At 70.7% G+C, this 25,477-nt stretch carries 21 protein-coding genes and 2 pseudogenes; 18 read left to right on the plus strand and 5 right to left on the minus strand.

Annotated features, from left to right (window positions below; genetic code table 11):
* Positions 1-18: 18 nt before the first annotated feature.
* From WBK50_RS10710 to WBK50_RS10745, 8 genes are all read left to right on the plus strand, one after another.
* Positions 19-666, plus strand: coding sequence for a CoxG family protein (locus WBK50_RS10710; protein WP_341335448.1), 648 nt, complete (start codon positions 19-21; stop codon positions 664-666).
* Positions 642-1,283 carry a hypothetical protein gene (locus WBK50_RS10715; RefSeq protein WP_341335449.1) on the plus strand — a complete coding sequence of 214 codons (642 nt, stop codon included), beginning with the start codon at positions 642-644 and terminating at the stop codon, positions 1,281-1,283. Before WBK50_RS10710 ends, WBK50_RS10715 begins: the two co-directional genes overlap by 25 nt.
* Complete coding sequence (locus tag WBK50_RS10720; protein WP_341335450.1) at positions 1,280-2,116, plus strand: alpha/beta fold hydrolase; 837 nt, start codon at positions 1,280-1,282, stop codon at positions 2,114-2,116. Before WBK50_RS10715 ends, WBK50_RS10720 begins: the two co-directional genes overlap by 4 nt.
* 2 nt (positions 2,117-2,118) lie before the next feature.
* Positions 2,119-3,165, plus strand: coding sequence for a leucyl aminopeptidase (locus tag WBK50_RS10725; RefSeq protein ID WP_341335451.1), 1,047 nt, complete (start codon positions 2,119-2,121; stop codon positions 3,163-3,165).
* Positions 3,162-3,713 carry a (2Fe-2S)-binding protein gene (locus tag WBK50_RS10730; RefSeq protein ID WP_341335452.1) on the plus strand — a complete coding sequence of 184 codons (552 nt, stop codon included), beginning with the start codon at positions 3,162-3,164 and terminating at the stop codon, positions 3,711-3,713. The genes WBK50_RS10725 and WBK50_RS10730 overlap by 4 nt, the downstream gene beginning before the upstream one ends.
* Before the next feature lies 1 nt (position 3,714).
* Entirely contained in the window at positions 3,715-6,171 is a 2,457-nt protein-coding gene (locus WBK50_RS10735; RefSeq protein ID WP_341335453.1) for a xanthine dehydrogenase family protein molybdopterin-binding subunit, read from the plus strand.
* A 177-nt stretch (positions 6,172-6,348) separates the two neighbouring features.
* Entirely contained in the window at positions 6,349-6,963 is a 615-nt protein-coding gene (locus tag WBK50_RS10740) for a maleate cis-trans isomerase family protein (RefSeq protein ID WP_341335454.1), read from the plus strand.
* 170 nt (positions 6,964-7,133) lie between these two features.
* Positions 7,134-8,153: an ATP-dependent DNA ligase gene (locus WBK50_RS10745; RefSeq protein ID WP_341335455.1), complete on the plus strand. Its 1,020-nt coding sequence runs from the start codon at positions 7,134-7,136 to the stop codon at positions 8,151-8,153.
* Between the two features lie 45 nt (positions 8,154-8,198).
* Here the strand turns inward: WBK50_RS10745 and WBK50_RS10750 are convergent, their stop codons facing one another.
* Positions 8,199-10,508, minus strand: coding sequence for an arylsulfatase (locus WBK50_RS10750; protein WP_341335456.1), 2,310 nt, complete (start codon positions 10,506-10,508; stop codon positions 8,199-8,201).
* A gap of 352 nt (positions 10,509-10,860) precedes the next feature.
* Between WBK50_RS10750 and WBK50_RS10755 the strand changes: the two genes are divergently transcribed.
* The gene (locus WBK50_RS10755; RefSeq protein ID WP_445942347.1) at positions 10,861-11,739 is read left to right on the plus strand and encodes a formylglycine-generating enzyme family protein; all 879 of its coding nucleotides are present in this window, start codon (positions 10,861-10,863) and stop codon (positions 11,737-11,739) included.
* Positions 11,740-12,030: 291 nt separating this feature from the next.
* Here WBK50_RS10755 and WBK50_RS10760 read toward each other — a convergent pair whose 3' ends face one another.
* Complete coding sequence (locus tag WBK50_RS10760) at positions 12,031-12,225, minus strand: hypothetical protein (RefSeq protein ID WP_341335457.1); 195 nt, start codon at positions 12,223-12,225, stop codon at positions 12,031-12,033.
* Positions 12,226-12,550: 325 nt separating this feature from the next.
* On the opposite strand from WBK50_RS10760, the gene WBK50_RS10765 reads away from it, so the two are divergent.
* Entirely contained in the window at positions 12,551-13,447 is an 897-nt protein-coding gene (locus WBK50_RS10765) for an NAD(P)-dependent oxidoreductase (protein ID WP_341335458.1), read from the plus strand.
* A 660-nt stretch (positions 13,448-14,107) separates the two neighbouring features.
* Here the strand turns inward: WBK50_RS10765 and WBK50_RS10770 are convergent.
* Positions 14,108-14,725 (minus strand): annotated as a pseudogene (locus tag WBK50_RS10770) (manganese catalase family protein); the annotation flags it as partial.
* Positions 14,726-14,939: 214 nt separating this feature from the next.
* Between WBK50_RS10770 and WBK50_RS10775 the strand changes: the two are divergent.
* From WBK50_RS10775 to WBK50_RS10785, 3 genes are all read left to right on the plus strand, one after another.
* Positions 14,940-15,500, plus strand: coding sequence for a hemerythrin domain-containing protein (locus WBK50_RS10775; RefSeq protein WP_341335459.1), 561 nt, complete (start codon positions 14,940-14,942; stop codon positions 15,498-15,500).
* A 27-nt stretch (positions 15,501-15,527) separates the two neighbouring features.
* A complete protein-coding gene (locus tag WBK50_RS10780; protein WP_341335460.1) occupies positions 15,528-15,680 on the plus strand; it encodes a hypothetical protein in 153 nt (50 codons plus the stop codon).
* 475 nt (positions 15,681-16,155) lie between these two features.
* The gene (locus WBK50_RS10785) at positions 16,156-16,740 is read left to right on the plus strand and encodes a hypothetical protein (protein WP_341335461.1); all 585 of its coding nucleotides are present in this window, start codon (positions 16,156-16,158) and stop codon (positions 16,738-16,740) included.
* A gap of 51 nt (positions 16,741-16,791) precedes the next feature.
* Here WBK50_RS10785 and WBK50_RS10790 read toward each other — a convergent pair.
* Positions 16,792-17,412 (minus strand): annotated as a pseudogene (locus tag WBK50_RS10790) (transposase family protein); the annotation flags it as partial.
* 1,179 nt (positions 17,413-18,591) lie between these two features.
* On the opposite strand from WBK50_RS10790, the gene WBK50_RS10795 reads away from it, so the two are divergent.
* The 4 genes from WBK50_RS10795 to WBK50_RS10810 all read left to right on the plus strand — a co-directional run bounded on the left by WBK50_RS10795 (position 18,592) and on the right by WBK50_RS10810 (position 23,101).
* Positions 18,592-19,173: a hypothetical protein gene (locus tag WBK50_RS10795; protein ID WP_341335462.1), complete on the plus strand. Its 582-nt coding sequence runs from the start codon at positions 18,592-18,594 to the stop codon at positions 19,171-19,173.
* 174 nt (positions 19,174-19,347) lie between these two features.
* Entirely contained in the window at positions 19,348-20,700 is a 1,353-nt protein-coding gene (locus WBK50_RS10800; RefSeq protein ID WP_341335463.1) for a Dyp-type peroxidase, read from the plus strand.
* 124 nt (positions 20,701-20,824) lie between these two features.
* The gene (locus WBK50_RS10805) at positions 20,825-21,964 is read left to right on the plus strand and encodes a catalase family protein (RefSeq protein ID WP_341335464.1); all 1,140 of its coding nucleotides are present in this window, start codon (positions 20,825-20,827) and stop codon (positions 21,962-21,964) included.
* Between the two features lie 141 nt (positions 21,965-22,105).
* Positions 22,106-23,101, plus strand: a complete 996-nt coding sequence (locus WBK50_RS10810; RefSeq protein WP_341335465.1) for a bile acid:sodium symporter family protein — start codon at positions 22,106-22,108, stop codon at positions 23,099-23,101.
* A 171-nt stretch (positions 23,102-23,272) separates the two neighbouring features.
* Here WBK50_RS10810 and WBK50_RS10815 read toward each other — a convergent pair whose 3' ends face one another.
* Positions 23,273-24,169 carry an SDR family oxidoreductase gene (locus WBK50_RS10815; protein ID WP_341335466.1) on the minus strand — a complete coding sequence of 299 codons (897 nt, stop codon included), beginning with the start codon at positions 24,167-24,169 and terminating at the stop codon, positions 23,273-23,275.
* 303 nt (positions 24,170-24,472) lie between these two features.
* Between WBK50_RS10815 and WBK50_RS10820 the strand changes: the two genes are divergently transcribed.
* Positions 24,473-24,727, plus strand: coding sequence for a hypothetical protein (locus WBK50_RS10820; RefSeq protein WP_341335467.1), 255 nt, complete (start codon positions 24,473-24,475; stop codon positions 24,725-24,727).
* Positions 24,728-25,477 lie beyond the last annotated feature (750 nt).

Raw genomic sequence — 25,477 nt, forward strand, 5'->3', positions numbered from 1 at the left:
GCGGGTGGAAGAGAGATCATGAAACTCCGTGAGGAATTCGAGGTGGCCCAGCCGCTCGCCTCGGTGTGGGCGTTCTTCGAGCACCCCGAGAAGGTCGCCGGCTGCGTGCCCGGCGTCGAGGACCTGACCCTGGCCGGGCCCGACGACATCGACGTCCGGCTCACGCAGAGCGTCGGTCCCATGTCCGCCACCTTCGCGGCGACGGTGAAGATCGTCGAGCGCGTGCCCGAGAAGCTCATCGCCTTCACGGCGACCGGCAAGACCGTGCGCGGGGCCATGGGGAACGTCCGGGCGACCGTCACCGTCCAGGTGGAGGCCGCGGGCCCGGACCGCACCACCGTGTCCGTCGACGGCGACGTGGCGCTCGCCGGTGCCCTGGGCAGCGTCGGGCAGAAGGTCGTCGCGAAGCAGGCCGGGAAGGTGACCGCCGCCTTCTCCCGCAACCTGGAGAGCGCCCTCGGCGGCGCCGTCACCCCGGCGACCCGGGCCGTGACCGGCACCGCCCGTTCCGCCGCCGAGGTCACTCCCCGCGGGCCGGTGCTCCCTGCCGGCCCGCGGGCCGATGGTCCTCCGGCCGATCGCTGGACGAGGGTCGCCGTGGCGCTGAGCGCGGTCTCGGTGGTCCTCCACGCGATCACCGTGTGGCAGAACCGGCGCGCGCGGTGACCGCCCCGATGCCGTGGACGGCACCCCGGGTCGGGACGGAGTCCGAGGTCGAGGCCCTCGCCGCGGAGTGGATCGCGCCGTACCACCAGGCGGAGCACCTCGTCCGGGCCCGTGACTGGCTCGTCCACCTCACCCCGTCGGCGACGGCCGAGATGCGGATCGCCGCGATCACGCACGACATCGAGCGGATGTTCCCGGGCGGCCCGGTCCTCGGGCACGCCGACGTGCGCTGGGACGACCCGGCCTACCTGTTCCCGCACAGCCTCCGGTCGGCCGAGGTCGTCTCCGTCTGGCTCGGGAACCTGGGTCCGGTGGCCGCCACCGTCGACGGGGCCGAGATCCGGCGTCTGATCGGCCTGCACGAGGTCGGCGGGCTGAACGGTGCCGACGACGTCCAGGCCGCCGACTCCCTGTCGTTCCTCGAGACCCTCGCGGGCGTCACACGCGACTGGGTCCTGTCCGGGACCTGCTCGCGGGTCCAGGCCCAGCGCAAGCTGCAGTACATGGTGGACCGCGTGCGCCTGCCGGCCGCCACCCGGCTCGCGGGCCCCCTCCTGGAGTGGGCGCTCGACCAGCTCCCGGCGGACACGGCGACGGCGGAGGTGGGCGGCCGATGACGGCGTCGATCGACATCGCGGGCGAGAGCGTCCTGGTGCGCGCGAACGGGCTGCGGCATCGTGTGCTGCGGTACGGACGCGAGGGCGACCGCGATCTCCTCGTGCTGCCGGGCATCACGAGCCCGGCGGTCTGCGCGGACTTCCTGGCGGTCCACCTCGCGGGCCAGGGCTACCGGGTGACCGTGCCCGACGTGCGGGGACGCGGGGAGAGCGACCGCGCCCCGTCAGGGGCGTACCGCCTCACCGACTACGCCGCGGACATCGCAGGGCTCGTCGACGCGCTCGACCTACGGGCGCCCGTCGTCCTGGGCCACTCGATGGGCGCGCGGATCGCCGCGGCCTACGCCGTGCTGCACGCACCGGACGACCACGGGCCCCTCCTGCTGGTCGACCCGCCGACCTCGGGGCCGGGCCGCGGCCCGTACCCGACCTCCCGGCAGGCCTTCCTCGACCAGCTCCGGCAGGCGCAGGAGGGCACCGACGCCGACGGCGTCCGCGCGTTCTACCCGGCCTGGCCCGAACGCGAGCTGGAGATGCGGGCCCGGTTCCTCGCCACCTGTGACGAGACGGCGGTCGTCGAGACGCACGAGGGGTTCGAGACGGAGGACTTCTTCGACTACTGGCCTCGTCTGCGCGGGCCGGTGGTGCTCGTCCGCGGAGGCGACAGCCCCGTCGTCCCCGACGGCACGGCCGAGGAGCTCCGCCGGACCCGCCCGGACATCCCGGTCCTCACCGTCCCCGACGCCGGGCACATGGTCCCGTGGGACAACCTCCCCGGCTTCCTCGACGTCGTCCGCCCGCACCTGCTCTCGTACCTCGAGCCCAAGGAGTAGCCATGGACCAGAACCTGTTCAACGACATCTGCCTGCAGCAGCTGACCCTTTCCGGGGTGCACGAGGGCGAGACGGTGGCGGTGCTGACCCGCGGCGCGGAGCGCGGGGAGTATGCCGATGCGTTCCTGTGGGCGGTCCAGAAGCTGGGGGCGCAGGGTTTCCACCTGCGGTTGCCGGCGCCGGCGTCGGCGTCGGGGGCGTGGGCGGTGGGTGACTCGGGGTTGGCGGGGAACCGGCTGGCGGTGGAGGCGCTCAAGAGTGTGGACATGGTGGTGGACTGCACGTTCCTGTTGTTCTCCCCGGAGCAGTTCGAGATCCAGGCCGCCGGGACCCGGATCCTGACCGCGGTGGAGCCGGCGCCGTTGTTGGCCCGGTTGATGCCGACCCGGGCGTTGCGGGAGCGGGTGGAGATCGGCGCGGAGCTGCTGGCGAAGGCGCAGACGATGCGGATCACCAGCCCGCACGGCACCGATGTCACCTACCGGTTGGGGGTGTATCCGACGCTGTCGGAGTACGGCTACACCGACCAGCCGGGGCGGTGGGATCACTGGCCGGCGGCGTTCGTGTTCACCGGTGGCGCGGACGACGGGGTGGACGGGAAGATCGTCCTCGCGCCGGGGGATGTGTTGTTGCCGTTCAACACCTATGTGCAGACCCCGGTGGAGATCACCATCGAGCAGGGGTTCATCCGGGATATCCGCGGGGGCGCGGGTTCCAGCGGGTTGGATGCGGATCTGCTGCGTTCCTACATCGAGTCCTTCGACGATCCGCGTGGGTACGGGATGTCGCATGTCGGGTGGGGTCTGGACGAGCGGGCGCACTGGCACGGGTTGACCCAGTTCGGTGGCGGGATGGGGATGGAGTTGCGCAGTTTCTACGGCAACGTGATGTTCTCGATCGGGCCGAACAACGAGCTGGGTGGGCCGAACGACACCGCGTGTCATTTCGACATCCCGATGCGGGGCAACAGCCTCTACCTCGACGACGAGCTGATCGTCGACGCCGGCGAGCTCACCGTCCCCGAGATGAAGCCGGTGGCCAGGCGATGACCAGCGTCGAGAACCCGTCCGAGGTGCTCGTCGAGACGGTCACCACCGTGAACGGACGGGTCGTCACGGCGAGCGTCCCCGCCCGGCTCCATGTCGCGGACTTCCTGCGCCAGCACCTCGGCCTCACCGGCACGCACCTCGGCTGCGAGCAGGGGGCCTGCGGGATGTGCACGGTGATCGTCGACGGCGAGGCGGTCAAGTCCTGCCTGATGCTGGCGTGCCAGCTCGACGGCCGGAACGTCCAGACCGTCGAGTCCCTGGCCGAGGGCGACGAGCTCAACGCCCTGCAGCAGGCGTTCAAGGAGGAGCACGCGCTCCAGTGCGGGTTCTGCTCGCCGGGCTTCCTGATGACCGCGACCGCGCTCGCCCATCAGGGCCGCCGGCCCGGACGGGACGAGATCCGCGAGGAGATCGCCGGGGTCCTCTGCAGGTGCACCGGCTACGACAACGTGGTGACCGCCATCGAGCGCTGGTTCGCGGAGAACCCCCAGGGCGCCTCGGAGGACCCGCTCCCGGCTGTCACCGACCCCACCGCGACGCAAGGCTGACATGACCACTCTGGAAGACCCGGCAACCGAGGCCGACGGACGCACCGCAGGTGACCGGCGGAACCGCGTCATCGGAACGTCGCAGCTGCGTAAGGAGGACGACCGCCTGCTCCGCGGCGACGGCCGCTTCACCGACGACGTCGACCCGGCGCGCGTGCTCTACATGGCGGTGGCCCGCTGCCCCTATCCCCACGCCCGCATCGTGCGGGTCGACGCGAGCGCCGCGGCCGCCCTCGACGGCGTCGAGCACGTCCTGACGCCGGCCGACATCCGCCGGGACACGGAGCCGCTGACCGTCCTGCGCCCGGTGCCCGGCGCCCCGCAGCTGCCGTACTACGCCCTCGCCCAGGACGTGGCGACGCACGAGGGACAGCCGGTCGTCAGCGTCGTCGCGAGCAGCCGGCACGTGGCCGAGGACGCGCTCGAGCTGCTCGACATCACCTACGAGCCGCTGCCGCACGTCGTGGACGTCCTGGCCGCGCTGGAGCCGGACGCCCCGGTGCTGCACCCCTCGGTCCTGGACTCGAACCTGCTGGCCGCGAACTCCGACGGCAGCGGTGACCCGGACGCCCGGTTCGCCGAGGCGGACGTCGTCGTGGAGGGCCGGTTCCGGATCAACCGGGTGACCGCGCTCCCGATGGAGACCAGGGGAGTGGTCGCGGAGTGGCGTCCCGGCGCCCGCGAGCTCACCGTGCACTGCTCGTCGCAGGTCCCGCACCTGATCCGCAAGCAGCTCGCCGAGACGCTGCGGCTGCACGAGAGCGACGTCAGGGCCGTGGCGTCGGACGTGGGCGGCGGGTTCGGGCTGAAGCTGGGCGTCTTCCCGGAGGACGTCCTGGCCTGCCTGCACGCCATCGCGCTCCGCCGCCCGGTGAAGTGGTCGGAGGACCGCGCCGAGCACTTCCGGAGCAGCACCCACGCCCGCGAGTCCGTGCACGACTACCGGATCGCCGCGGACTCGACCGGCCGCATCCTGGCGATGACGAACGTCTACGCCACCGACATCGGCGGCTGGAACTCGCCGTTCGGCTCCGCCCAGCTGTCCAGCGTCGTCTTCAACGGGCCCTACAAGATCAGCGACGGCTACACCGAGCGGCGGGTCACCCTGACCAACAAGACGCCGGTCGGCGCCTACCGCGGTTACGGCCAGCCGGAGGTCAACTTCGCCTACGAACGGCTGATGGATCAGCTCGCCCGCCGCCTGGACCTCGACCCCGTCGAGCTGCGGGCCCGGAACATGGTCACCCCCCGGGACATGCCGTGGAAGAACCCCGTGGGGGCGGTCTACGACAGCGGGGACTACGAGCGCTGCCTGCGGATGGCGGCCGACGCGGTGGACTGGGCCGGTCACCGCGCGGCCGGCCGGACGCCGAGGGCGGACGGCCGGCTCGTCGGGATCGGTTTCGCCTCCTTCGTGGAACGCACGGGCTACGCGAGCTCCCGGTTCCTCGCCAAGCGCGGTTCGGTGTTCGGCGCGCACGAGAGCGTCACGCTGCGCGCGAACCGATCGGGCGGGATCGACGTCTACACCGGTGTGTCCACGATGGGCCAGAGCAGCGAGACCGCGTTCGCCCAGGTCGTCGCGGACGTCTTCGGCACCGACTACGACGCCGTCAGGGTGCACGCCGGGGACACCGGCGCGTCGCCCCTCAACACCGGTGCCTTCGCCTCCCGCACCATGATCGCCGCCGCGGGAGCACTGAGGTCGGCGGCCGAGCAGCTCGCCGCCAAGACGCGGCGGATCGCGGCGTGGCAGCTCGAGGCCCCGGTGGACGAGGTGGAGGTCGCCGGTTCCGTCGTCCGGGTCCGGACCGACCACTCCCGGGCGCTCCCGCTGGCCGCGGTGTACACGACCGCGATCACCGGCCAGGGGATGCCGCCGGAGGAGGAACCCGGCCTCGAGGCGACTGCGCACTTCGAGCCCTCGGACGCCGCCTACTCCTTCGGGACGGCCGCGGCGCAGGTCGCGGTCGACCCGCTGACGGGCGAGTTCGACATCGAGCGGTTCGTACTGGTGCACGACGGGGGGACGGTCGTGAATCCCACGATCGTCGAGGGGCAGGTGCGCGGCGGCCTCGCCCAGGGGTTCGGCGCGGCCCTGACCGAGGAGCTGCGCTACGACCCCGAGACCGGCCAGCTCGTGAACGGGTCGATGGTGGACTACTTCGTCCCCACCGCGGCGGACCTCCCGCGCGTGGAGCTCCTGCACACCGCGGTCCCCTCGCCGGTCACGCCGTTCGGCGTGCGCGGGGTCGGCGAGGCGGGGACCATCCCACCGGGGGCCGCCGTCGCCAACGCCGTCTGCGACGCACTCGCCGACCACGGCGTGGAGCTCAGCGCGTTGCCGATCACGCCGGAGGCGATCTGGAGCGCGCTGGCGGGACGGTCGTCCGGAGGCGGCGACCCCGAGCTCACACCCACGGCCAAGGATCTGCCAGACGGAGGAGTCGAGTACTGATGACCCAGAACGCCACCGACCCGTCCTGCGCCTCCCCGGCACCCGCCGGGCTCTCGCGCATCGGGCTGATCGTGCCCAGCTCCAACACCACGATGGAGACCGAGCTTCCCGGAGCTGTTCCGGCGGCAGAGCGAGGCGACCGGCCACCGGTACACCTTCCACTCCGCCCGTGCCGCGATGAAGCAGGTCACCCGCGAGGAGCTCCTCGCGATGGTGGACCGTGCCGCCGACTGCGCGACGGCGGTGTCGGACGCCGCCGTCGACGTGATCGCCTACGCCTGCCTGGTCGCGGTGATGGCCCAGGGCCCGGGCGCGCACAAGGAGTCCGAGCAGGTCATCGCGGACGCGGCGCGGGAGAACGGGCACCCCGCCGAGGTCGTGAGCAGCGCCGGCGCGCTGGTCCGCACCCTGCGGGCCCACGGCTACTCCAGGGTCGCGATCGTCACCCCGTACATGGCGCCGCTGACCCGCATGGTTCGCGAGTACATCGAGGGCGAGGGGATCGAGGTCCTCGACGCCATCGCCCTGGAGGTGCCGGACAACCTCGAGGTCGGCCGCCTGGACCCGTCCGGCCTCCCGGGGATCGCGCGGGGGTTGAAGCGGGAGGGCGCGGAGGCGATCGTCCTGTCCGCCTGCGTGCAGATGCCTTCGTTGGCCGCGGTCCAGGCCGTCGAGGACGAGCTGGGCCTGCCGGTGGTCACGGCCGCGACCGCCACCGCCTACGAGGTCCTCACCAGCCTCGGTCACGCGCCCGCGATCAGCGGAGCGGGGCGCCTGCTCGCGCCCGCGTAGGAGCGACCCGTCGACGGCGTTCGTGAAGGCCGGGGGCCGCGCGCCCCCGGTCGTCGAGGAGATCTGCTCGAGGTCGGACGAGGGTGAGCGCAGCGCGACCGGTACCTCACCGGTGGCATCACCGCTGGTCCACTGCCCGGGACCGACGGTGATCTGCTTACCGTTCCCCGGTGAGCCGGACGCAGACCATGGCGGGGATCGAGTACCCGACCCGGCCGATGATCGCCGTCACTGCGGAGCGACTCCCCGCCGGCGGGCAGGCCGGGTTCGCCTACGAGCCGAAGTTCGACGGCTTCCGCTGCCTCGCCTACCGCGGCCGGGACCGGGTCGTGCTGCAGTCGCGGCAGCAGCGGCCGTTGGGCCGCTACTTTCCCGAGATCGTCGACGCCGTCGCCCGGCTCGACACCAGCGTGGTCCTCGACGGCGAGCTCGTCCTGTGGCGCGAGGGCCGGTTCGACTTCACGGCGCTGCAGCAACGCCTGCATCCCGCCGGCTCCCGCGCCGGTGTCCTCGCCGCCACGCTGCCGGCGTCCTACGTCGTGTTCGACGTCCTCGCCCTGGACCACCGGGATCTGCGCGCCCAGCCCTACGCGGCGCGCCGGGCCGTGCTCGACGACCTCCTCGGACGTCAGCTCCCGGACGGGCTGGTGCCCATGCCCGTCGCGACGGACCCGGCCGTCGCGCGTGTCTGGCTCACCGAGCACTCCGCGGCGGGCATCGAGGGCGTCGTCGCCAAACGCCTCGACCAGCCCTACCGGCCGGGTGGCCGCACGTGGTGCAAGGTCCGCACCCGGCTCACCGCCGAAGCCGTCGTCGGCGGCGTCCTCGGCTCGGTCACCCGACCCGAGGCGCTCATCCTCGGGCGCCACGATGCTCGCGGCCGGCTCCGCGTCGCCGGCCGTACCGGCCCGCTGCCCGCCGCGGCCCGGGCCGAGCTCGGCGCCCTGCTCCTCCCTGCCGCCGCGGGCGAGCACCCCTGGCCGGTAGCCATCCCGTCGAGCAGGTTCGGGCAGCGCCCGGGCGAGCTCGTCGACTACCTCCAGGTCGTCCCGGCCACGGTCGTCGAGGTCGACGCCGACACCTCCTTCGAGCGGGACCGCTGGCGCCACGCCACCCGGTTCCTCCGGGTCAGAGCCGATCTGCAGCCGAACGACGTCGACCCACGCACCCGGACCGCTTCGGCGGGCTAGCCAGTGCCGCAGCGGCCGTTCGGTGTCCACGCCATGTTCCAGGTTCTACTCGCGGGCGAGCATGGCGGCGGCTTCGCGTTCCAGGTCGATGTAGGGCGTCCCGCTGACGTCGACGGCGATGCGGTGCAGGGTGCCGCCGGTGAATGTCCATGGTGCGGTGCCGGGGTAGTCGTCGGTGACGGGCTCGCCGGCGTCGCGGCCGGTGTTGAGGCCCTCGCCGGCGATGGAGAACTTGCCGGGCTGGGTCTGGATCTTCCCTTCGCCGACGAGACGGTCGCCGTAGTGCAAAGAGAGGGTTCCCTGGGCGACGCCTCTGGGCAGCTCGCCGGTCTTGTCGAAGCTGGCGGACAGCAGCAGGTTCTCGCCGGTGGGTAGATCCTCGGTGGCCACGATCTTCTGCTCGGTCTGTCCGACGAAGTTGTAGACGTAGCAGAGCCGGTTGTCCTTGACGTACAGGGCGTGGCCGCCGAACCGGCTGCCGTGGGAGAACAGCACGCCCTGCGCGCCGGGCTCCGGGATGTCCACCTGCGCGCCGATGGAATAGGACCGGTTGCGGACGTTGACCGCGACCGACTCGGGAATCTCGACGCCGCCGGGCCGGTAGATGTAGCGGTCGCGGGCGGCAACCAACTGCGGGCGGGGCGTGAGGAGGATCTCCAGCGCGGACCGGTCGTCGAGCGGGAAGGCGTGGTTGACGCCGGCCTCGTAGAACCACAGCCCGATCAGTTCGGTGAGCTTTTCCGGGTGCTCGGCGGCGAGGTCGCGCAGCTCGGCACGGTCGGCCTCGGTGTCGTAGAGCTCCCAGGTGTCCTGCTCGTAGTGGTCCCAGCCGCTGAGCGCGGGGTGGGTGGTGACGGCCTTCCACCCGTCGTGCCACAGCGCACGCGTGCCCAGCATCGAGTAGAACTGCGTCGTCTTGGCCGAGGGGATGGTGGCCGCGTCGAAGCTGTAGCGCATGCTCACGCCCTGGACCGGGACCTGGGTGACGCCCTTGACCGAGTCGGGCTGGGTGAGCCCGAGGCAGTCCAGCACCGTCGGCACGAGGTCGATGGCGTGGTGGTACTGGTCCCGGAGCTCACCGCGGGCGCTCATGCCGGCGGGCCAGGAGATGATGCACGGGTCGCAGGTACCCCCGTTGAAGGAGTAGCGCTTCCACATCTTGAACGGCGTGTTGAACGCCATCGCCCACCCGTTCGGGTAATGGTTGTAGGTCTTCGGGCCACCCAGCTCGTCGAGCATGGCCATGTTGGAGGCCATGTCGTCGGGGATGCCGTTCATGAACTTCATCTCGTTGACCGACCCGTTCGGGCCGCCTTCCCCGCTGGCCCCGTTGTCCGAGACCACCATGAGGATCGTGTTGTCGAGCTGGCCGATTTCGGCCAGGAAGTCGAGCAGCCGCCCGATCTGGGCGTCGGCGTGGGACAGGAACCCGGCGTACACCTCGGCCATCCGGGCGAACAGCCGCTGCTCGTCGGCGGACAGGCTGTCCCAGGGCCTGGTGTAGTCCAGCGGCGGGAACGGCAGGTCGTCCGGGCCGCTGCGGGTGTCCGGCGTGCCGATCGGATTGATCGGCGGCAGTTCGGTGGCCGCCGGGACGATGCCCAGCTCGGTCTGGCGCTCCAGGATGGTCTCCCGGATCCGCTCGTAGCCGGCGTCGAATCGGCCGCGGTAGCGCTCGGCCCACTCCCGGGGAACGTGGTGCGGGGCGTGCGCGCAGCCGGGCGCGTAGTACAGGAACAGCGGGCGGTCCGGGGCGATCGCCTTGACGTCGTCGATGAACTCGATCGCCTTGTCGGTGAGATCGACGCTGAGGTGGTAGCCCTGCTCCGGCGTGGCGGGTGGGTCCGTCGGGTGGTTGTCGTGGACCAGGTCGGGATACCACTGGTTGGTCTCGGCGCCGAGGAAGCCGTAGAACCTGTCGAAGCCCCGCCCGACCGGCCAGTTCCGCTTGGTCGAGGCCATGTTCATCTCGTCCTCGGCGGTGAGGTGCCACTTTCCGAGGGCCGCCGTGCTGAACCCGCGTTCGACCAGCATCTCGGCGAGGGTGGCGCACTGCGGCGGAATGTGGCCGTTGCCGTTGGGAAAGCCGACCGCAGCCTCGGTGATGCAGGCCATCCCATTGGTGGTGTGGTTGCGGCCGGTCAACAGGCACGAGCGGGTCGGTGAGCACAGCGCCGTGGTGTGCCACTGGGTGTAGCGCAGCCCGTCCGCCGCGATCCGGTCGATGTTCGGGGTGTCGATCATTCCGCCGTAGCAGCTCAGCGCGCCGAACCCGACGTCGTCGAGCACGATGTACACCACGTTCGGCGTGCCCGGCGGGGCCTTGGGCTGCTCGTAGGGCGCCCAGTCCGGCACCGAGTTGCGAATGTCTAGGTCTACTACGCCCCGAAACGGCTGAGTCATGACACGACCTCCTTGCCGTCCACGGTCCCCAGGCGGATCGCTCGGTCGCATCACCCGGGACGGGTGATCAGCCGGTCGTGAGGCCGGGTGCTGGCCAGCCACCGGCTCGCGGCCGAGGGCGTCCCACCCGGTGGGCAGTGACAGGTGGCCGGGGCCTGCGCTCCACCACCCCTGCGGGGTGAGGCACGCCCCCCCGAGTCGGCCACCATCCGGCCCTGGCCGGAGTTGGTCGGTCAGTGCCGTGAGATGAACGGAAACGGGGTGCAGGCGTGACGAGACGAAACCGGGCGGGTCCCCCGTGACAATGCAGGCCGCTCACCCGATGGTCCTGCTCCCCGGCCGGGAGTTCCTCATGGGAACCGATCGGCCGGCGGGCGGCCCCGCTGACGGGGAAGGCCCGGTGCATCGGGTTCGGCTCAGCTCCTTCCGGATCGATCCCTACACGGTCACCAACGCCCGGTTCGCGAGCTTCGTCGCGGCCACCGGTCATGTCACCGATGCCGAGCGTTACGGCTGGTCGTTCGTGTTCGGCGGGTTTCTTCCCGCGGCCTTCCCGCCGACCCGGGCCGCCGCGCACGCCCCCTGGTGGCGGCAGGTCCACGGCGCGGACTGGAACCACCCGCAGGGCCCGCACTCGGACCTGGACGGACGCGAGGACCACCCCGTCGTGCACGTCTCCTGGAACGACGCGATGGCCTTCTGCACGTGGGATGGCACGCGCCTGCCCACCGAAGCCGAGTGGGAGTACGCCGCCCGTGGTGGCCTCGTCGGGCAGCCCTTCCCGTGGGGCAGCGTGCTCGAACCCGGCGGCCGGCACCGGATGAACGTGTTCCAGGGCCGGTTCCCCGCCGAGAACACCTGCGCCGACGGCTATGCCGGGACCGCACCGGTCGACGCCTACCCACCCAACGGCTTCGGCCTGCACAACGTCACCGGCAACGTCTGGGAGTGGTGCGCCGACTGGTTCGACCCCCGCTACTACGCCCACAGCCCGCTCCATGACCCGGCCGGACCGGCCCGCGGCACCCACCGGGTGATGCGCGGAGGCTCCTACCTGTGTCACGCCTCCTACTGCAGCCGCTACCGGGTCGACGCCCGCAGCGCCAGCGAACCCGACAGCTCCACCGGCAACACCGGCTTCCGAGTCGCACAGGACCCTCCCGCGTCGAACCGCCGCCGCTAGTGAGAGCTGGTTCTCGAAGTTCGTCGTCTGTGACGACTGCCGCTGTGACTGCGTGACGGTGGACAGTGGGGTATGTCCGGGCGACCGAAGCATGAGTTGGTGCTGACCGATGATGAGCGGCGCGTGCTGCATGGCTCACGCCTCGGTGGCGCCCGCCGCGGTCGGTCGCTCGGCATGATGGTGTCCTCGCTGCCGGAGACGAACAGCAGGGGCGCGCGGTCGTCGTCGTGGTGGCGTAGTTCCACTGCTCGAAGTCGCAGGTGACGGCCTTGTGCCGGTTGGCCGGGTTCTTCAGCACCGGGAAGGTCGGGCCGCCCGCTCGTCGGGTCGTCGGGGCTGGACCGTCGGCGGCGGCGGGCAGCACGCGGGAACGCAGAGCGCGGTGCACGGCCGGTCGGCGTGGGGCGGGGCGTGCCGGGGGCCGAGGTCGATCAGCGTCGCGAGGTCGGGGAGACCGCCCGCGGGCACGGGCATGGTGGTGGTCATGGCGGCGTCCTCTCGAACGGTGTCGTCAGGGTGGCGCGGTGTCCTCGCATGCCGCTGTCATGCGGGTGTGGTGGCTGGAGCGTGCGCGACAGCTGCCTGATACCGCGGCGGCGAATCCTGCTCTCGTCGACCCGGCGAGGGACGCACGGCGACGCGGGGGAGCGGGAACGACGCACACCGGTTGCCACCCCGCTCGGCGGGCGTTCGCGCGACTCGCCGAGCCGGCGCAGCAGCCGGGCGAGGTTGCGCAGGCTGATCCGCGGGTGCCTCCGGCCGCCCGTCGGCGCGAAGTGCCCGTCGGCGCCTGCGGGGCGATGCTGTGCACGTGATCGGATTTCTGGGCGTCGGCCGCATGGGCCTGCCGATGTGCGCCAACCTGGTCCGTGCCGGACACGAGGTCGTGGCCCACGACCTACGGCCCGAGCGGCGGGCGCCGGCCCTGGCTCGCGGGTGTCGGTGGGCGGCGGCCGCCTCCGAGGCCGCCGCGGCGGCCGACGTTCTGGTCACGATGCTGCCGGGCCCGCACGAGGTCGTCGAGGCGATGACGGGTCCCGGCGGCGCTCTGCCGGCGCTGCGGGCGGGGACGACCTGGATCGACATGACGAGCAATTCCGCCGCCGCCGCCGAGCCGGTGCGGGTGCAGGCCCTCGCCGGTGGAGTGGACGTCCTCGAGGCGCCGGTGGGGGGTGGTGTCACCGCCGCCGAGGACGGCACGTTGAAGCTGTACGTGGGAGGCGACCGCGAGGTCCTCGAACGGAACCGTCCGTTGCTCGAGGTTCTCGGGGATCCGCGCCGCATCGTCCACGTCGGCGGCCATGGCACCGGATACACGACGAAGCTGCTGGTCAACCTGTTGTGGTTCGGCCAGGCGGTCGCCACCGCGGAGGCGCTTCTGCTCGGTAGGCGCGCCGGGATCGACCTCGGCGTGCTGCGTGGCGCCCTGTCGGACAGCGCTGCGGCGAGCGAGTTCATCCGGCGTGATCTCGACGCTCTCCTCGCCGGCGACTACATGACGTCCTTCGGTGTGGACCGATGCCACGAGGAACTCGCGAACGTGGTCGCACAGGCACGAGCGCTCGGCGTGCCCTTCGAGGTGTCGAGCTCGGTCGAGCGGATCTACCGACGGGCCCTCGCCCGCTACGGAGCCGCCGACGGCGAGCTGTTGGCCGTGGCGCTTCTCGAGGAGGAGGCGGGGGTCGAGCTGCGATGGCCCTTCCGGTAACGCCTCCCGAAGAGGCCTCCACGGCAAGGGGACAGGACCCCGTGCCCTCTGCGGCGCGGCACGGTCCGGGACGGCGTGTCGCGCTCACCCGCCATGGCCGCCGTCAATCTCCCGAGGATTCAGGAACGCGATCGGCCGTCCTACTCGGTGCATTCTGATCCGGCTATGTTCGTTCGGCGGCGAAGAAACTCCGATGGGTCCCGTGCTGTTCCCGTGGACCTTTATCGGTGCGGTGGAGGAACCTTCATCGCCTGGTTCGGCTTTTCTGGGAACGCCACGTCGAAATACCGGGGACGCATGAGAAGACCGGCCCGGGCCCCGTGGAGCGGTCGGTCAGCGCGCACGCCGCCAGAGCGCCCGCACCGCGGCAACCGCGCCGAGCACCGCGAGCAGGGGATGGGCAGGCAGCAGCCGCAACCGCCCATCGAGACCTCGGACCCGCGTCGCGTCCGGGTCGAGACGAAGGGCACCGGCCCCCAGAAACCGAATCTCGTACGGCGCGGGGCACCGCCGGACCGAGGCAGACCAGGACCGTAGGGCCGCCGGCTCCGTCGGCCGAACAACACGCGGTCGAGAAGCCGGCGGCGCACCTCGGCACGGAAGCGGCTCGCACCCGTCCTCCCACACGCTCGGCCGGGCGGTTCAGCGATGGCGGCCGGGTCATTCCTTCTTGAGCTTGTCCTGGGCCAGTCCGGCGGCCTTCTCGATGGTGTTGGGGAGTTCCGTGGTGCCGTAGAAGCGGCTGTCAGGATGGGTGGGCGGCGGCATGGGGGCACTTGTGGTGGGCCCGTCGTGGTAGCTGAACTCGCCGTTGCCGTCGGGGCTGGGTCCCTTGGCCCAGCGGCCCTCTCCGGCGCGGGCACCGTCGGAGAAGTCGAGGTACTGGTAGGAAACCTCCGTGTGTTCCTTGGACTGCGGGAAGTTGCTGGGAACCGGGAGCTTCTCGGCGCCCTCCTCCTGCAGTTCCGCGGCGGCGGCCAGCCACTGGTTCTGGTGCATGGTGTCGCGGGCGAGGAGGAAGGAGAGCAGGTCGCGGACGCCGGAGTCGTCGGTCATGTGGTAGAGCCGGGCGACCTGGAGGCGGCCCTGCATCTCTGCGTTGGCGTTGGCCTGGAAGTCGGCGAGGAGGTTGCCGCTGGCCGTGACGTAGGCGCCCTGCCAGGGGTTGCCCATGCTGTCGACGGGCCGGGCGCCCGCGCCGGCGACGATGGCGTGCTGGATGTCGGTGCCGCCGATGACGGCGGCGACGGTGGGGTCGTCCTGGATGGCGTCGGAGGTATCAGGCGAGAAGTGTCGATGAGTCCTACGAACGCTACGAGAGAACGATGATGTCGTCGGAGACATACCGATCGATCGCGCACCAGACCGTTGCGGAGCTCGGGGGCCGGACCAGCATCCTCGCGCGCCAACGCGCCGATCACGAGCGGCTCGACCGGCTGATGGCCCGGGCCAGGGCCACGGAGGCTGTCGGGGGAGGCCGCACGCACAGGCCTTGCGCGCGGTGGCGCGCCTGGTCTTCACCCACGCGTTCGCCGAGGAGGCCGTCCTGTTCCCCGCGGCGCGGCGGGCGCTCCCCGAGGGTGACCTGCTGACGCTGCGCATCGAGACGGACCACCAGGAGGTCGACGAGCTGGTCACCCGGCTCGATCGCTCCTCGGCGGAGGATCCCGGCCGGTCGGCGCTGCTGGAGCGGACGTTCGCGGTACTGGACGAGGACGTGCGCACGGAGGAGGACGAGCTCCGCCCCGCCTGCAGCAGGAGCTCGGTCCGCGCCGGCTCCGGATGCTGGGGTGGCAGTGGGAGCTGGTGCGGCGGATCTCGCCGACCCGGGCCCCCCGTGGTCTCCCGCCGCCCGCCCGGACAGACCCTGTCGGCGCTGCCCCTGACGGTTCTCGACCGCAGCCGTGACCGGCTCCAGCAGCTCGATGAGCGCACCGGAGGCATCGCGGAGAAAACACTGTCCAGTGTGGACCGAGTGCTGGCCGCGACGGCCGGCGCCGTCGAGCGGCTGCCGCCGATGCGGCGAGGAGAACGCCCCGAGACCAGCCGGTGACCCCCCGGGTACGGCCGGATCCGCCAGTTGGCCGAACGTGCGTCCGGCTTCGTGACGGGTACCGGGGACGCGATGGTGGTGGACCTCGGCGGTGTCTTCGTCGGGGCCTGCGGGGTGGGTCTGGTCGTCAGCGCCGTCGAGCGCGCGGCACGTGCCCGGGTCACAGCGGGACGACGGTGACCGAACTCGTCTACCGGAAGCAGATCCGCCCGGTGGTGGAGGACCGGGCGACGGCGATGGACCTGATCTTCCCTGCCCAGTCTGTCTGACAAGCGCCCCCTGAGCTGGTCCGCACGTCCGGAAGCAGCTCAGTGGAAGTGTCAGTTCGGTCGACTGCCGCGGCCGTTCGCCGAGCGGTGACCAACCAGTCCGGTTCGGCCGGCGCCTGGTTCAGCAGCTTGGCCCCAGGTGTCATCGATGCTCCGGCGCGGCACCGTCACGACCAGGACCCCCGCGGACGCGCTCGACCTGCCTGCACCGGCGGGAGGCGGCACGAGCTCGGTACCCGGCCGGGTTCGGGCTGTCAACCGCTCACCGGCTCACCCGCTACGGGTGAGGCTCGGTCGTCACGGCGTTGCAAGTCTGTGCAGGCGGGTGCAGCAGCCACCGGCCAGGCTCCATCTCGCAGAGCGTCCGTGATCAAGGAGAAGCTTCGATGAGTTCGACGAAGACCGGCCAGTCGACCCAGCCAGAGCGGCCAGGCCTGACGGACGGGGTGGCCGGGGAGTTCACCGTCTTCACCACCATTAATCCGGGCTACGCGGACCAGCTGCGCCAAGTGCTCACCGAGATCATGCGCGGTCTCTCCGGAGGGGAGCGGCCAGCACTGCACGAGATCGGCACGCTGCACGACGCGCGATACGTCATCTTCGATGACGACACGCGGTTCATGTTCGCCAGCGTCTTCGACGGCTCCTGGGACACCTACATCGACGACTTCGCCACGACGGCCGTCGGGGCCCAGTTCGACAGGGTCTTCGCGCACTCGGAGGGGTTCCCCGGCATCAAGGATCCCGGCGTCAAGGACTGGTTCGTCGCCCACCAGGCGCCGGCGCTCGCCTTCGTCAGCTCCTACCCGGACCTCACCGTCAAGCAGATCTGGAAGGACCAACGCGTCAACGAGGCGTTCCAGGCCGTGCTCGACACCCCCGAGTTCCGGGCCGCGCTCGAGGACCCGGCCAACGCAGCCCTGTTGGCCACGCCGGCCTTCCAGAAACTGCTCGACGAAGCCTCGGGTTGAGGACGCGGACTCTCACGGTGCCGGGCTCGACAGCGGGTGGTGCCGGTGGGCGGGTCGACGTGCACGAGGCCCCGGCCGCGAGAGGTCGTGAGGCGGCACGGCCACCGTCGGGCCGGCTCCCTGGTAAGCGGTGTCGGCGACCGCGGGGATCTCGGCGTCGGCGATGGCGTCGATGATCCCGTGCTCACGGGCGGCGCCCATGTCGTGGGGGGCGCCGGGCAGGGGCGGTGAGATCCACACCAGCCGGCCGATCGGGTCGGCGATGACCTGCACGTTGAGCCCGTGGGCCTTGTGTTTGCCCGAGTAGTACGCCCGGTCCCGGCCCGAGGCCATTCCGACTCGGTCGATGCGTAGCAGGGTGCCGTCGAGGATCACGAACGCCTTGCCGCGCGCGACCTCGATCGCCTGCTGGAGGGTTGGTGCCATCGCGGCGAGCAGCGTGATTGCCTCGCGGACGTAGCGGTAGACGGTCGAAGTGCCGATCTTGAATCCGCAGGCCAGGTCGGCGTAGGTCTCGCCCTTGCGCAGGTAGGCGACCACCAGCAGGGCCTGGCGGCCGGCCGACAGCTTGCGCCAGCGGGTTGCTCGCTGGTTGCGGTGCGCGCGCAGGGCATCGGTGAGCAGGCCGAGCGCGCGGCTGGACACGGTCATCCCGGACGGGTAGGACAGCACGTGAAGCTCCTGGTTGGACGGTTTGATCTCGGCAATCGCCCGTCTACCAGGAGCTTCACCCGTTCGTTGTCACGCCACGCCGCACACCCGCTGACCTGCCCGTCCGCCAGGTTGACAAAGGCTCACTGGCCGTCCGCGGGAAAATCCTGCTTGCCGCTGAAACTCGAGCCGGCCGCGCCGTCCGCATAGCGCAAACGGTGTCTGCTGTTGCGTCGTACGTCGTCGTCAGTCTCGACACCCTATTACGCAATTTTGGACCGCTCACTGTGATTAGCAGAACCTCCGATGAGCGCCTGGGGTGTAAGCGTAGAGTGATCACTGATGACGACATTTTCAAGCTTTCGATAACCCAGAGGTCGCAGGTTCGAATCCTGCCTCGTCCAGGGACCCTCGGCAGGAGAAGGCCGGCGTCACGTTTGTCCGTGCACACACCTCCGGTGCCCCGCTGTTCCAGCGCTAAAAGCCGATCCACGGACCGGCGCGTGCGACCACATCCCGAAGACGTGATCCTTTTAAGGGGTACCAAGAGGGCCAAGCTAGGTGCTCTGTGAGCTGCAACGATCCGATTGATCGGCGACCTGCCCGCAAGACTTCAGCACGTATTCGGGCCAGGCAAGGGCGTACCAGCGGGGGCCAGCGGCCCGACCGGCACGAAGATACTGAACTGGCCGGACCTGAGCCCCGGTACCGACCCGGGGCGGTACCGCGACCTACATGGCGGCTACCTCGGCGGAGGCGCCATAAACGGCCAGACCTCGCCGACCCGGGCACCCCGTCGGCTGATGCGCTCGACCTGCTCCGCAGCTGGGCGGCGACAACAAAGACGTCCGCCGCCGTCGAGCGCTCAGGACGATGAAGCGCCCGGTCCAGCAGCTTGGCCCCAGGTGCCATCGATGCTCCAGCGCGGCACCGTCACGACCAGGACCCCGCGGACGCGCTTTACCTGCCTGGTTGGGAGACGCGGCACGAGCCCATTGCCCAGTCGGGTCCCGGTTGTCAACCGCTCACCGCTCACCCGCGACGGGTGATGCGTGGTCGCCACGGCACCGCAAGTCTGTGCGGTCGAGTGTCAGACAGGTGTGCAGCATCCACCGGCCAGGCTCCCTCTCGCACCGGCCACGCTCCATCTCGCAGAGCGTCGCTCCATCGCAGAGCGTCCGTGATCAAGGAGAAGTTTGGATGAGTTCGACGAAGACCGGCCAGTCGACCCAGCCAGAGCGGCCAGGCCTGACCGACGGGGTGGCCGGGGAGTTCACCGTCTACACCACGATCAAGCCGGGCCACGCGGACCAGCTGCGCCAGGATCTCGCCGACATCATGAGCGCGTTCGCCAAGGATCGGTCAGCGCTGCAGCAGATCGGGACCCTGCACGACGCGCGGCACGTGATCTTCGACGACGACACGCGGTTCATGTTCGCCAGCGTCTTCGACGGCCCCTGGGACACCTACATCGACGACTTCGCCACGACGGTCGTCGGGGACAATTTCGACAAGATCTTCGCGCACTCGGAGGGGTTCCCCGGCGTCAAGGATCCCGGCGTCAAGGACTGGTTCGTCGCCCACCAGGCGCCGGCGCTCGCCTTCGTCAGCTCCTACCCGGACCTCACCGTCAAGCAGATCTGGAAGGACCAGCGCGTCAACGAGGCGTTCCAGGCCGTGCTCGACACCCCCGAGTTCCGGGCCGCGCTCGAGGACCCGGCCAACGCAGCCCTGGTGGCCACGCCGGCCTTCCAGAAGCTGCTCGACGAAGCCTCGGGCTGAGGCGCGAACCCACCACGGTGACCGGGTCCGGCGCCGGGTGGTGCCGGTTGGCGGGTCGACGTGCACGAGGTCTCGGCCGTGAGCGGGCGCTGGGCGCAAGCAGGTCGGGCTGGCAAGGCGCCCGGCTGCCCCCGCCAGGTCATCGACGGACGCGAGGAAGGAGACACGGTAGTCATGAACGCGGTTGCAAGCACCAGCGCGCCGAGCGTGGGTCTCGAGGTCGATGACATCCAGAGCGGAGCGCTCCGCCCCCGGCCGGTGCCGTACGCGGGCAGGTTCTTCCTCCTGCGGGTCGAGGACCCCGGCGCGGGGCGGGCCCTCCTGCGGCGGCTGCTCCCGGCGATCGACGGGGGGCTGCCGAGCGCCCATCCGGATCAGGACGCCTGGGTGGCCCTGGCCTTCACCCACCAGGGTCTCCGGGCACTCGGGGTGCCCCAGGAGTCGCTCGACAGCTTCCCGCCGGCCTTCCGGCAGGGGATGGCGGCCCGGGCGCAGCAGATCGGCGACGTCGGGGAGAGCGACCCGGCCCACTGGGAGCCGCCCTTCGGAACGCCCGATGTCCACCTCGCGGTGAGCGCGCTCGCGCCGGACGAAGCGCGCCTGGAGAAGGCGCTGGACCGAGCTCGTGCCGCCCTCCGACAGACGCCCGGGGTCGAGGTGATCTGGAGGCAGGAGGTCCGCCAGCTCCCCACCGGACGCACGACCTTCGGCTTCCGTGACGGCATCAGCCATCCGAGCATCGAGGGGCTCGGGATACCGGGCTCGAATCCCCACGAGGCCCCGCTCAAAGCCGGCGAGTTCATCCTCGGCTATCCCGATGAGACCGGGAACCTCCCGCCCATGCCGCAGCCCGAGGTCCTGGGGCGCAACGGCACGTATCTGGCCGTGCGCAAGATCCACACCAAGGTGGCCGCCTGGCGCCAGTTCCTGCGGGCGAACAGCGCCACCGCCGAGGAGGAGGGGCTCCTGGCGGCCAAGATGGTCGGACGGTGGCCGAGCGGGGCACCGCTGACCGTGTCCCCCGAGCGGGATGACGAGGCGCTGGGGGCGGATCCGCACCGCAACAACGACTTCCAGTACCGGGCAGACGACGACCGCGGCTTGAAGTGTCCCGCCGGCGCTCACATCCGGCGAGTGAATCCGCGCGATGCCGACATCATCGGGACACCCCGGCTGCACCGGATCATCCGCCGCGGCACCACCTACGGCCCGCCGCTGCCGGACGGTGCACTCGAGGACGACGGCGCGGATCGCGGTCTCGTCGGGGTCTTCATCGGGGCCCACCTGGAGCGGCAGTTCGAGTTCATCAAGTCCGAATGGGTCGAGGACGGCAACTTCATCGGCTACTCGGGAGAAAAGGACCCGGTGGCCGGGCATCACGACGGAACCGACAGCATGACCATTCCCGAGAAACCGATCCGGCGCCGCATTCAGGACATGCCGAGCTTCGTCGTCACCCGCGGTGGCGAGTACTGCTTCCTTCCCGGTCTGCGCGCCGTGCGCTGGCTCGCCGGCCTGGACGACTGATCACATCGAGCCGGTACCGGACCAGGCAGCGTCTCCGGCGGTCGGCAGCCCGCCGATACGACCCCCGACTCGAACCCCCGGCGTCCGCGCACGCGGGAGCCAGTAGACGAGAAAGGTCGATCTCATGGCGCCACGGTTCGTCCCCTACACCCCGGACGTCGACGTCGCCGAGCCGCACTTCGACGAGAAGCTGAAGACGGTGATCGAGAAGACGGAGAGCTACATCGCCGAGTCGGTCACGGCCGAGGGCACCGGGCGGGCGGTCCGGGACGCGCACGCCAAGGGGTACGGAGTGGTGCGGGGGGAGGTCGAGATCCTCGACGGGCTCCCCGCCGAGTACGCGCAGGGCATCTACGCCACCCCGGGCAGGCACGATGCGCTCATCCGCTTCTCCAACGGTTCCCCCCACGCCGGCGCCGACGCGCGGCTCGGCACGGCGATCGGGCTGGCGCTGAAGATGTTCGACATCGACGGCCCGACCCTGCTCGACGACGAGCCGGATACGCGCACCTTCGACTACGCCAACATCAACGGTCCGATCTTCTTCTGCAACACGGTGGACCACTACCTGTTCATCCAGGAACTCTTCCTCGAAGCGCCGACCTACTTCGCCCAGGGACGCCCCGGAGCGCACCGCTTCTTCAGCGACTTCATCACCGGCAAGGGGACGCTCGACCAAGCGGACTGGGCCTGGGACGAGCTCCTGGCCATGATGAGGCTGAAGCAGATCCCTGCGGTCAACGTGCTGCTGTCGAGCTACTGGACGATGGGGGCGGTCCGGCACGGCGACTACATCGCCAAGGTCCGCATCGCCCCGGACCCGGTCTTCGCCGACGCAGTCGTCCGGCGCAGCATCGATCCCGGTGCGGCGGCGGAGGTGATCCGGCCCGCCCTGGTGGCCGAGCTGCAGGAGCGCCCCTACGAGTTCGACATCCAGGTCCAGCTGTGCACCGATCTGCAGCGGATGCCGGTGCAGGACGTCACCGTGGAGTGGCCCGAGACGCTGTCTCCCTCCGTGACGGTGGCCAAGCTCCGCCTCCCGCAGCAGGACATCTCAGGCGAGGACAACCTCGAGAAGATGGATGCCCTCTCCTTCACCCCCTGGCGGGTCACGGCTGACCACGCCCCCCTCGGCAACATCATGCGGGCCCGCAAGGAGGTCTACCGCCACTCGTCCCTCCTGCGCCACCAGCTCAACCAGCAGGCGCGCGCGGAACCCCGCAGCGCCGACGACGTGCTGCCCGCGGCCCACCAGGTCAGCTGAGAGGCCGGCCGGAGGGCGAGAACAACACTGCCGGCACGCGCCCACGGAGGCCTTCTCCTCCTGCGCGCCGCACCGCGTGCAGCTCGACCTGGATCCGACAGCTGACGCGCAGCACGTCCGGCGCAACGATCGGAAGACGACATGAGCTATCTACAGACGCTGCAGAACCTGTTCACGCTCACCTTCGTGGTCACGAGCATGGCCGCCATGGGCCTGAGCCTGACGGTCGCTCAGATCCTGCAACCGCTCAAGAACGTGCGGTTGGTGACCCTGGCGTTGGTCGCGAACTTCATCATCGTGCCCGCCGTGGGCTTCGCCTTGTCCCGGATCATCCCGCTCGACCAGGACGTGCAGATCGGGCTGCTGCTCGTGGCCACGGCAGCCGGCGCGCCCTTCCTGCCCAAGCTCGCCCTCATCGCCAAGGCGAACGTCGCATTCGCGGTCGGGCTGATGACGCTGCTGATGCTCGTCACGATCGTCTACCTGCCCGTCGTGCTGCCCCTGCTGTTGCCGGGGGTCAAGGTCAGTGCCGGGCCCATCGCGCTGTCGCTGATCGTGACGATGCTCCTCCCGCTGCTCATCGGACTGCTCGTCAAGGCGAGATACGCAGGAGCTGCGCAGGCCCTGCAACCCCCACTCGCGCAGATCTCGACGATCAGCCTGGCACTGCTCCTGGTCCTGATGCTGGGGCTCAACGTCAAGAACGTGATCGCACTGTTCGGTACCGGCGCGATCATCGCGACCATACTGTTGATCGCGCTCTCGCTCATCGGGGGTTACCTGCTGGGGGGGCCACGGGCAGACACCAAGCAGGTGTTGTCCCTCGGCACCGGCCAACGCAACCTGTCGGCCGCCTTCATCATCGCGACCGGCAACTTTGCCGACCGGCCGAACGTGCTGGTCTACCTGGCAGCGGCCGGACTGGTGGGCATGTTCGTCCTGTTCCCGACCGCAGCAGAATTCGGCAAGCGAGCGGAGCGCCGGACCAACGGTGGTGAGCCTGCGGCTGAACGAGCGGGTCGTTCTGCAGTCGGGGCCGCCGACGCCACACCGATCGTCGGCGAGAACCCGATTCCTCAGCAACGCAAGCCGCATCGCCTGCGTGACTTGGCGCACCCCCGGAAGCATCAAGCCTAGTTGCTCAACTTGCTACCCAGGCTTGTCGCCAACGACCGAGGCCCCGGTCCCGGGCTCCGTCCGGAGCCTGTGACCAGGGCCTCTGGTGGTCGGGGCGGCGCGAGCGAGGCCAGCCGAACGGGCCTACCCCGCCGTGAAGTGCAGCCCCGCGCCTGCCCCGCCCGGCGGGGCTCAGGTGATCGGGGATCCGCCGGTGACGCCGAGGACCTCCGAGGTCATGTAGCTCGACTCCTGCGAGGCCAGGAACACGTAGAACGGGGCCAGCTCGGCGGGCTGCGCGGCCCGGCCCATGGGCGCCTGCGCCCCGAACGACTCCAGCTTCTTCTCGTCCATCGTGGCCGGGATCAATGGGGTCCAGACCGGTCCGGGTGCGACGGAGTTGGCCCGGATCCCGCGGTCGACGAGGTTGTGCCCCAGGCCCTTGGTGAAGTTCACGATCGCCGCCTTCGACGTGGCGTAGTCCAGCAGGTGCGGGGAGGGCTGGAACGCCTGCACCGACGAGGTCGTGATCACCGACGAGCCGGGCGGCATGTGCGGTACCGCCGCCTTGGACAACCAGAACAACGGGTAGACGTTGGTCTTCATCACCCGGTCGAACTGCTCGCTGGTGATGTCGTCGATCCCGCCGTCCTGCGACATCTGGTAGGCCGCGTTGCTCACCAGGACGTCGATCCGGCCGAACTCGCGCACCGCCCGCTCCACGACCTCGCGGCAGTTGTGCTCCTCGCGGAGGTCGACCGGCATCGTGACCGCGGTCCGCCCGGCGTCGCGCACCCAGCATGCGGTCTCCTCGGCGTCGTCCTTCTCCGCCTCCAGGTGGGTGATGAGCACGTCGGCGCCCTCGCGGGCGAACGCGATCGCGACCGCCCGCCCGATCCCGGAGTCGCCTCCGGTGATCACCGTCTTCTTCCCCTCGAGCCGTCCGGTTCCGCGGTAGGTCTGCTCACCGTGGTCCGGCCGGACGTCCATGTCGGCGGTGCGTCCCGGGTGCTCGATGCTCTCGTTGCCGCTGCCGGGCGCCGCGTGCTGCTCGGTCGGGTCCTGCTGGGTGAACTGATCCTTGGCCATCTCGCGCCTCCGGTGCTGAGTGATCGTCCGTCGGACACGACGTTCCCCACCCGCCGACGATCAACCCGCTCCCGCGGGACTTCCGGGTCGGGTGCCGGCTTTCGGTGGTCGTCCCGAGGGCATCCGACGGCCCGGCCCGGCTGCGCGGGACCCGGCGGCGGCAGGAAGGGTATCGATGGACCCGGTACCGATCGTGCTGCACGAGGACGACGTCGGCCCGGAGTCGTGGAACGACCCCACACGAGGGAGCCTGGCCTTCCGCACCCTCTTCGGCGGCCCGGGCTCGCAGACCCGGCCTCCGCGGTGTTCATCCCGGGCGGGACCGACCACGGTGTCACGAACGTCGGAACCACGCCGGTGCGGCTGTTCTCCACGGTGGCGGCCGACTCGTTCGACCAGGTCGAGTACCTCTTCGCGGCTGAGGCCCACGACGCGAGCGTGGTTGTTCGTAGTCCAGGAGGTCCCCTCGGATACCCGCCGCGGCGGCCCCAACCACCGTTCCGCGGCCGGGCCACCGATCTGGCCCACGACGAGGACGCGCCGGGAGCGGCGTCGTGAGAAGGACCGCCGCGCCCGGGGACCGGTGCAGCGCCCTTCCTCGACCGGGCCGCCAGTACCGGGACGAACGGGTGCAGCCTGCGCACCTCCTGCACGAACGCGGCGTATCTGCAGCACAGCTCCCCCGTGCACCCGTCCACGTCCCGCGTTCCCGCCCCGCGCGCGTGGCGGCGCGGCGCGGGTGCGGGCGGTCCGGCCGCCGCTTCGTCTGTACCAGCCGGACCTGAGGCCTTGGCCGGGGCGCGCTCCGACCCGACCCTGGCGATCGCCTTCCCCCGAGCCACGGCCGGGCCGGCGCCCCTGGTGGATCGTCTGCGGTTCGCCGCTCCTGACTGGTATCAGCGACGGTGGCTCGCGTCTCAGGTCTGCATGGGTCGAACCAGCTTCCGCGCCCGGCAACGCGCCCCGGACCGGGTCGTGCTCCGGTGGGCGCCGCTGCGGAACCTCGATCGGACCGACGCCGGCACCCATGGCGCCCGCGTCACCCGGTGCCCTGACCCGGCCCTGGTTCGACGTCCGACCGTCGATTCGCCGCGCGGCGATCGGGACGAGCCGGTCAAGTGAAATCCGGAGGGAAAGGGGGAGGAAACGTGGGGTCGATCGATTCGGTCTCCGTGGTCGAGCGCCGCTCGAAGGTGCTTGAATCGTTCCATTCTGCTCTGATCCCTTGTTGCGGTCGAGGTCGCAGATGTGCGGTTCCCGGCCGATTCGACCATCCTTCTTCGAGGTCTCGTTGCGCGGTGGAAAGGG

Origin of the sequence: Pseudonocardia sp. T1-2H, assembly GCF_038039215.1 — a bacterium.
In the GTDB taxonomy this organism is placed as follows: domain Bacteria; phylum Actinomycetota; class Actinomycetes; order Mycobacteriales; family Pseudonocardiaceae; genus Pseudonocardia.

Coding starts and splice junctions, on each gene's coding strand:
- WBK50_RS10710 (WP_341335448.1), top strand. CDS start 19: ATGAAACTCCGTGAGGAATTCGAGGTGGCCCAGCCGCTCGCCTCGGTG.
- WBK50_RS10720 (WP_341335450.1), top strand. CDS start 1,280: ATGACGGCGTCGATCGACATCGCGGGCGAGAGCGTCCTGGTGCGCGCG.
- WBK50_RS10725 (WP_341335451.1), top strand. CDS start 2,119: ATGGACCAGAACCTGTTCAACGACATCTGCCTGCAGCAGCTGACCCTT.
- WBK50_RS10730 (WP_341335452.1), top strand. CDS start 3,162: ATGACCAGCGTCGAGAACCCGTCCGAGGTGCTCGTCGAGACGGTCACC.
- WBK50_RS10735 (WP_341335453.1), top strand. CDS start 3,715: ATGACCACTCTGGAAGACCCGGCAACCGAGGCCGACGGACGCACCGCA.
- WBK50_RS10740 (WP_341335454.1), top strand. CDS start 6,349: ATGAAGCAGGTCACCCGCGAGGAGCTCCTCGCGATGGTGGACCGTGCC.
- WBK50_RS10755 (WP_445942347.1), top strand. CDS start 10,861: ATGCAGGCCGCTCACCCGATGGTCCTGCTCCCCGGCCGGGAGTTCCTC.
- WBK50_RS10760 (WP_341335457.1), bottom strand. CDS start 12,225: ATGACCACCACCATGCCCGTGCCCGCGGGCGGTCTCCCCGACCTCGCG.
- WBK50_RS10785 (WP_341335461.1), top strand. CDS start 16,156: ATGAGTTCGACGAAGACCGGCCAGTCGACCCAGCCAGAGCGGCCAGGC.
- WBK50_RS10795 (WP_341335462.1), top strand. CDS start 18,592: ATGAGTTCGACGAAGACCGGCCAGTCGACCCAGCCAGAGCGGCCAGGC.
- WBK50_RS10800 (WP_341335463.1), top strand. CDS start 19,348: ATGAACGCGGTTGCAAGCACCAGCGCGCCGAGCGTGGGTCTCGAGGTC.
- WBK50_RS10805 (WP_341335464.1), top strand. CDS start 20,825: ATGGCGCCACGGTTCGTCCCCTACACCCCGGACGTCGACGTCGCCGAG.
- WBK50_RS10810 (WP_341335465.1), top strand. CDS start 22,106: ATGAGCTATCTACAGACGCTGCAGAACCTGTTCACGCTCACCTTCGTG.
- WBK50_RS10815 (WP_341335466.1), bottom strand. CDS start 24,169: ATGGCCAAGGATCAGTTCACCCAGCAGGACCCGACCGAGCAGCACGCG.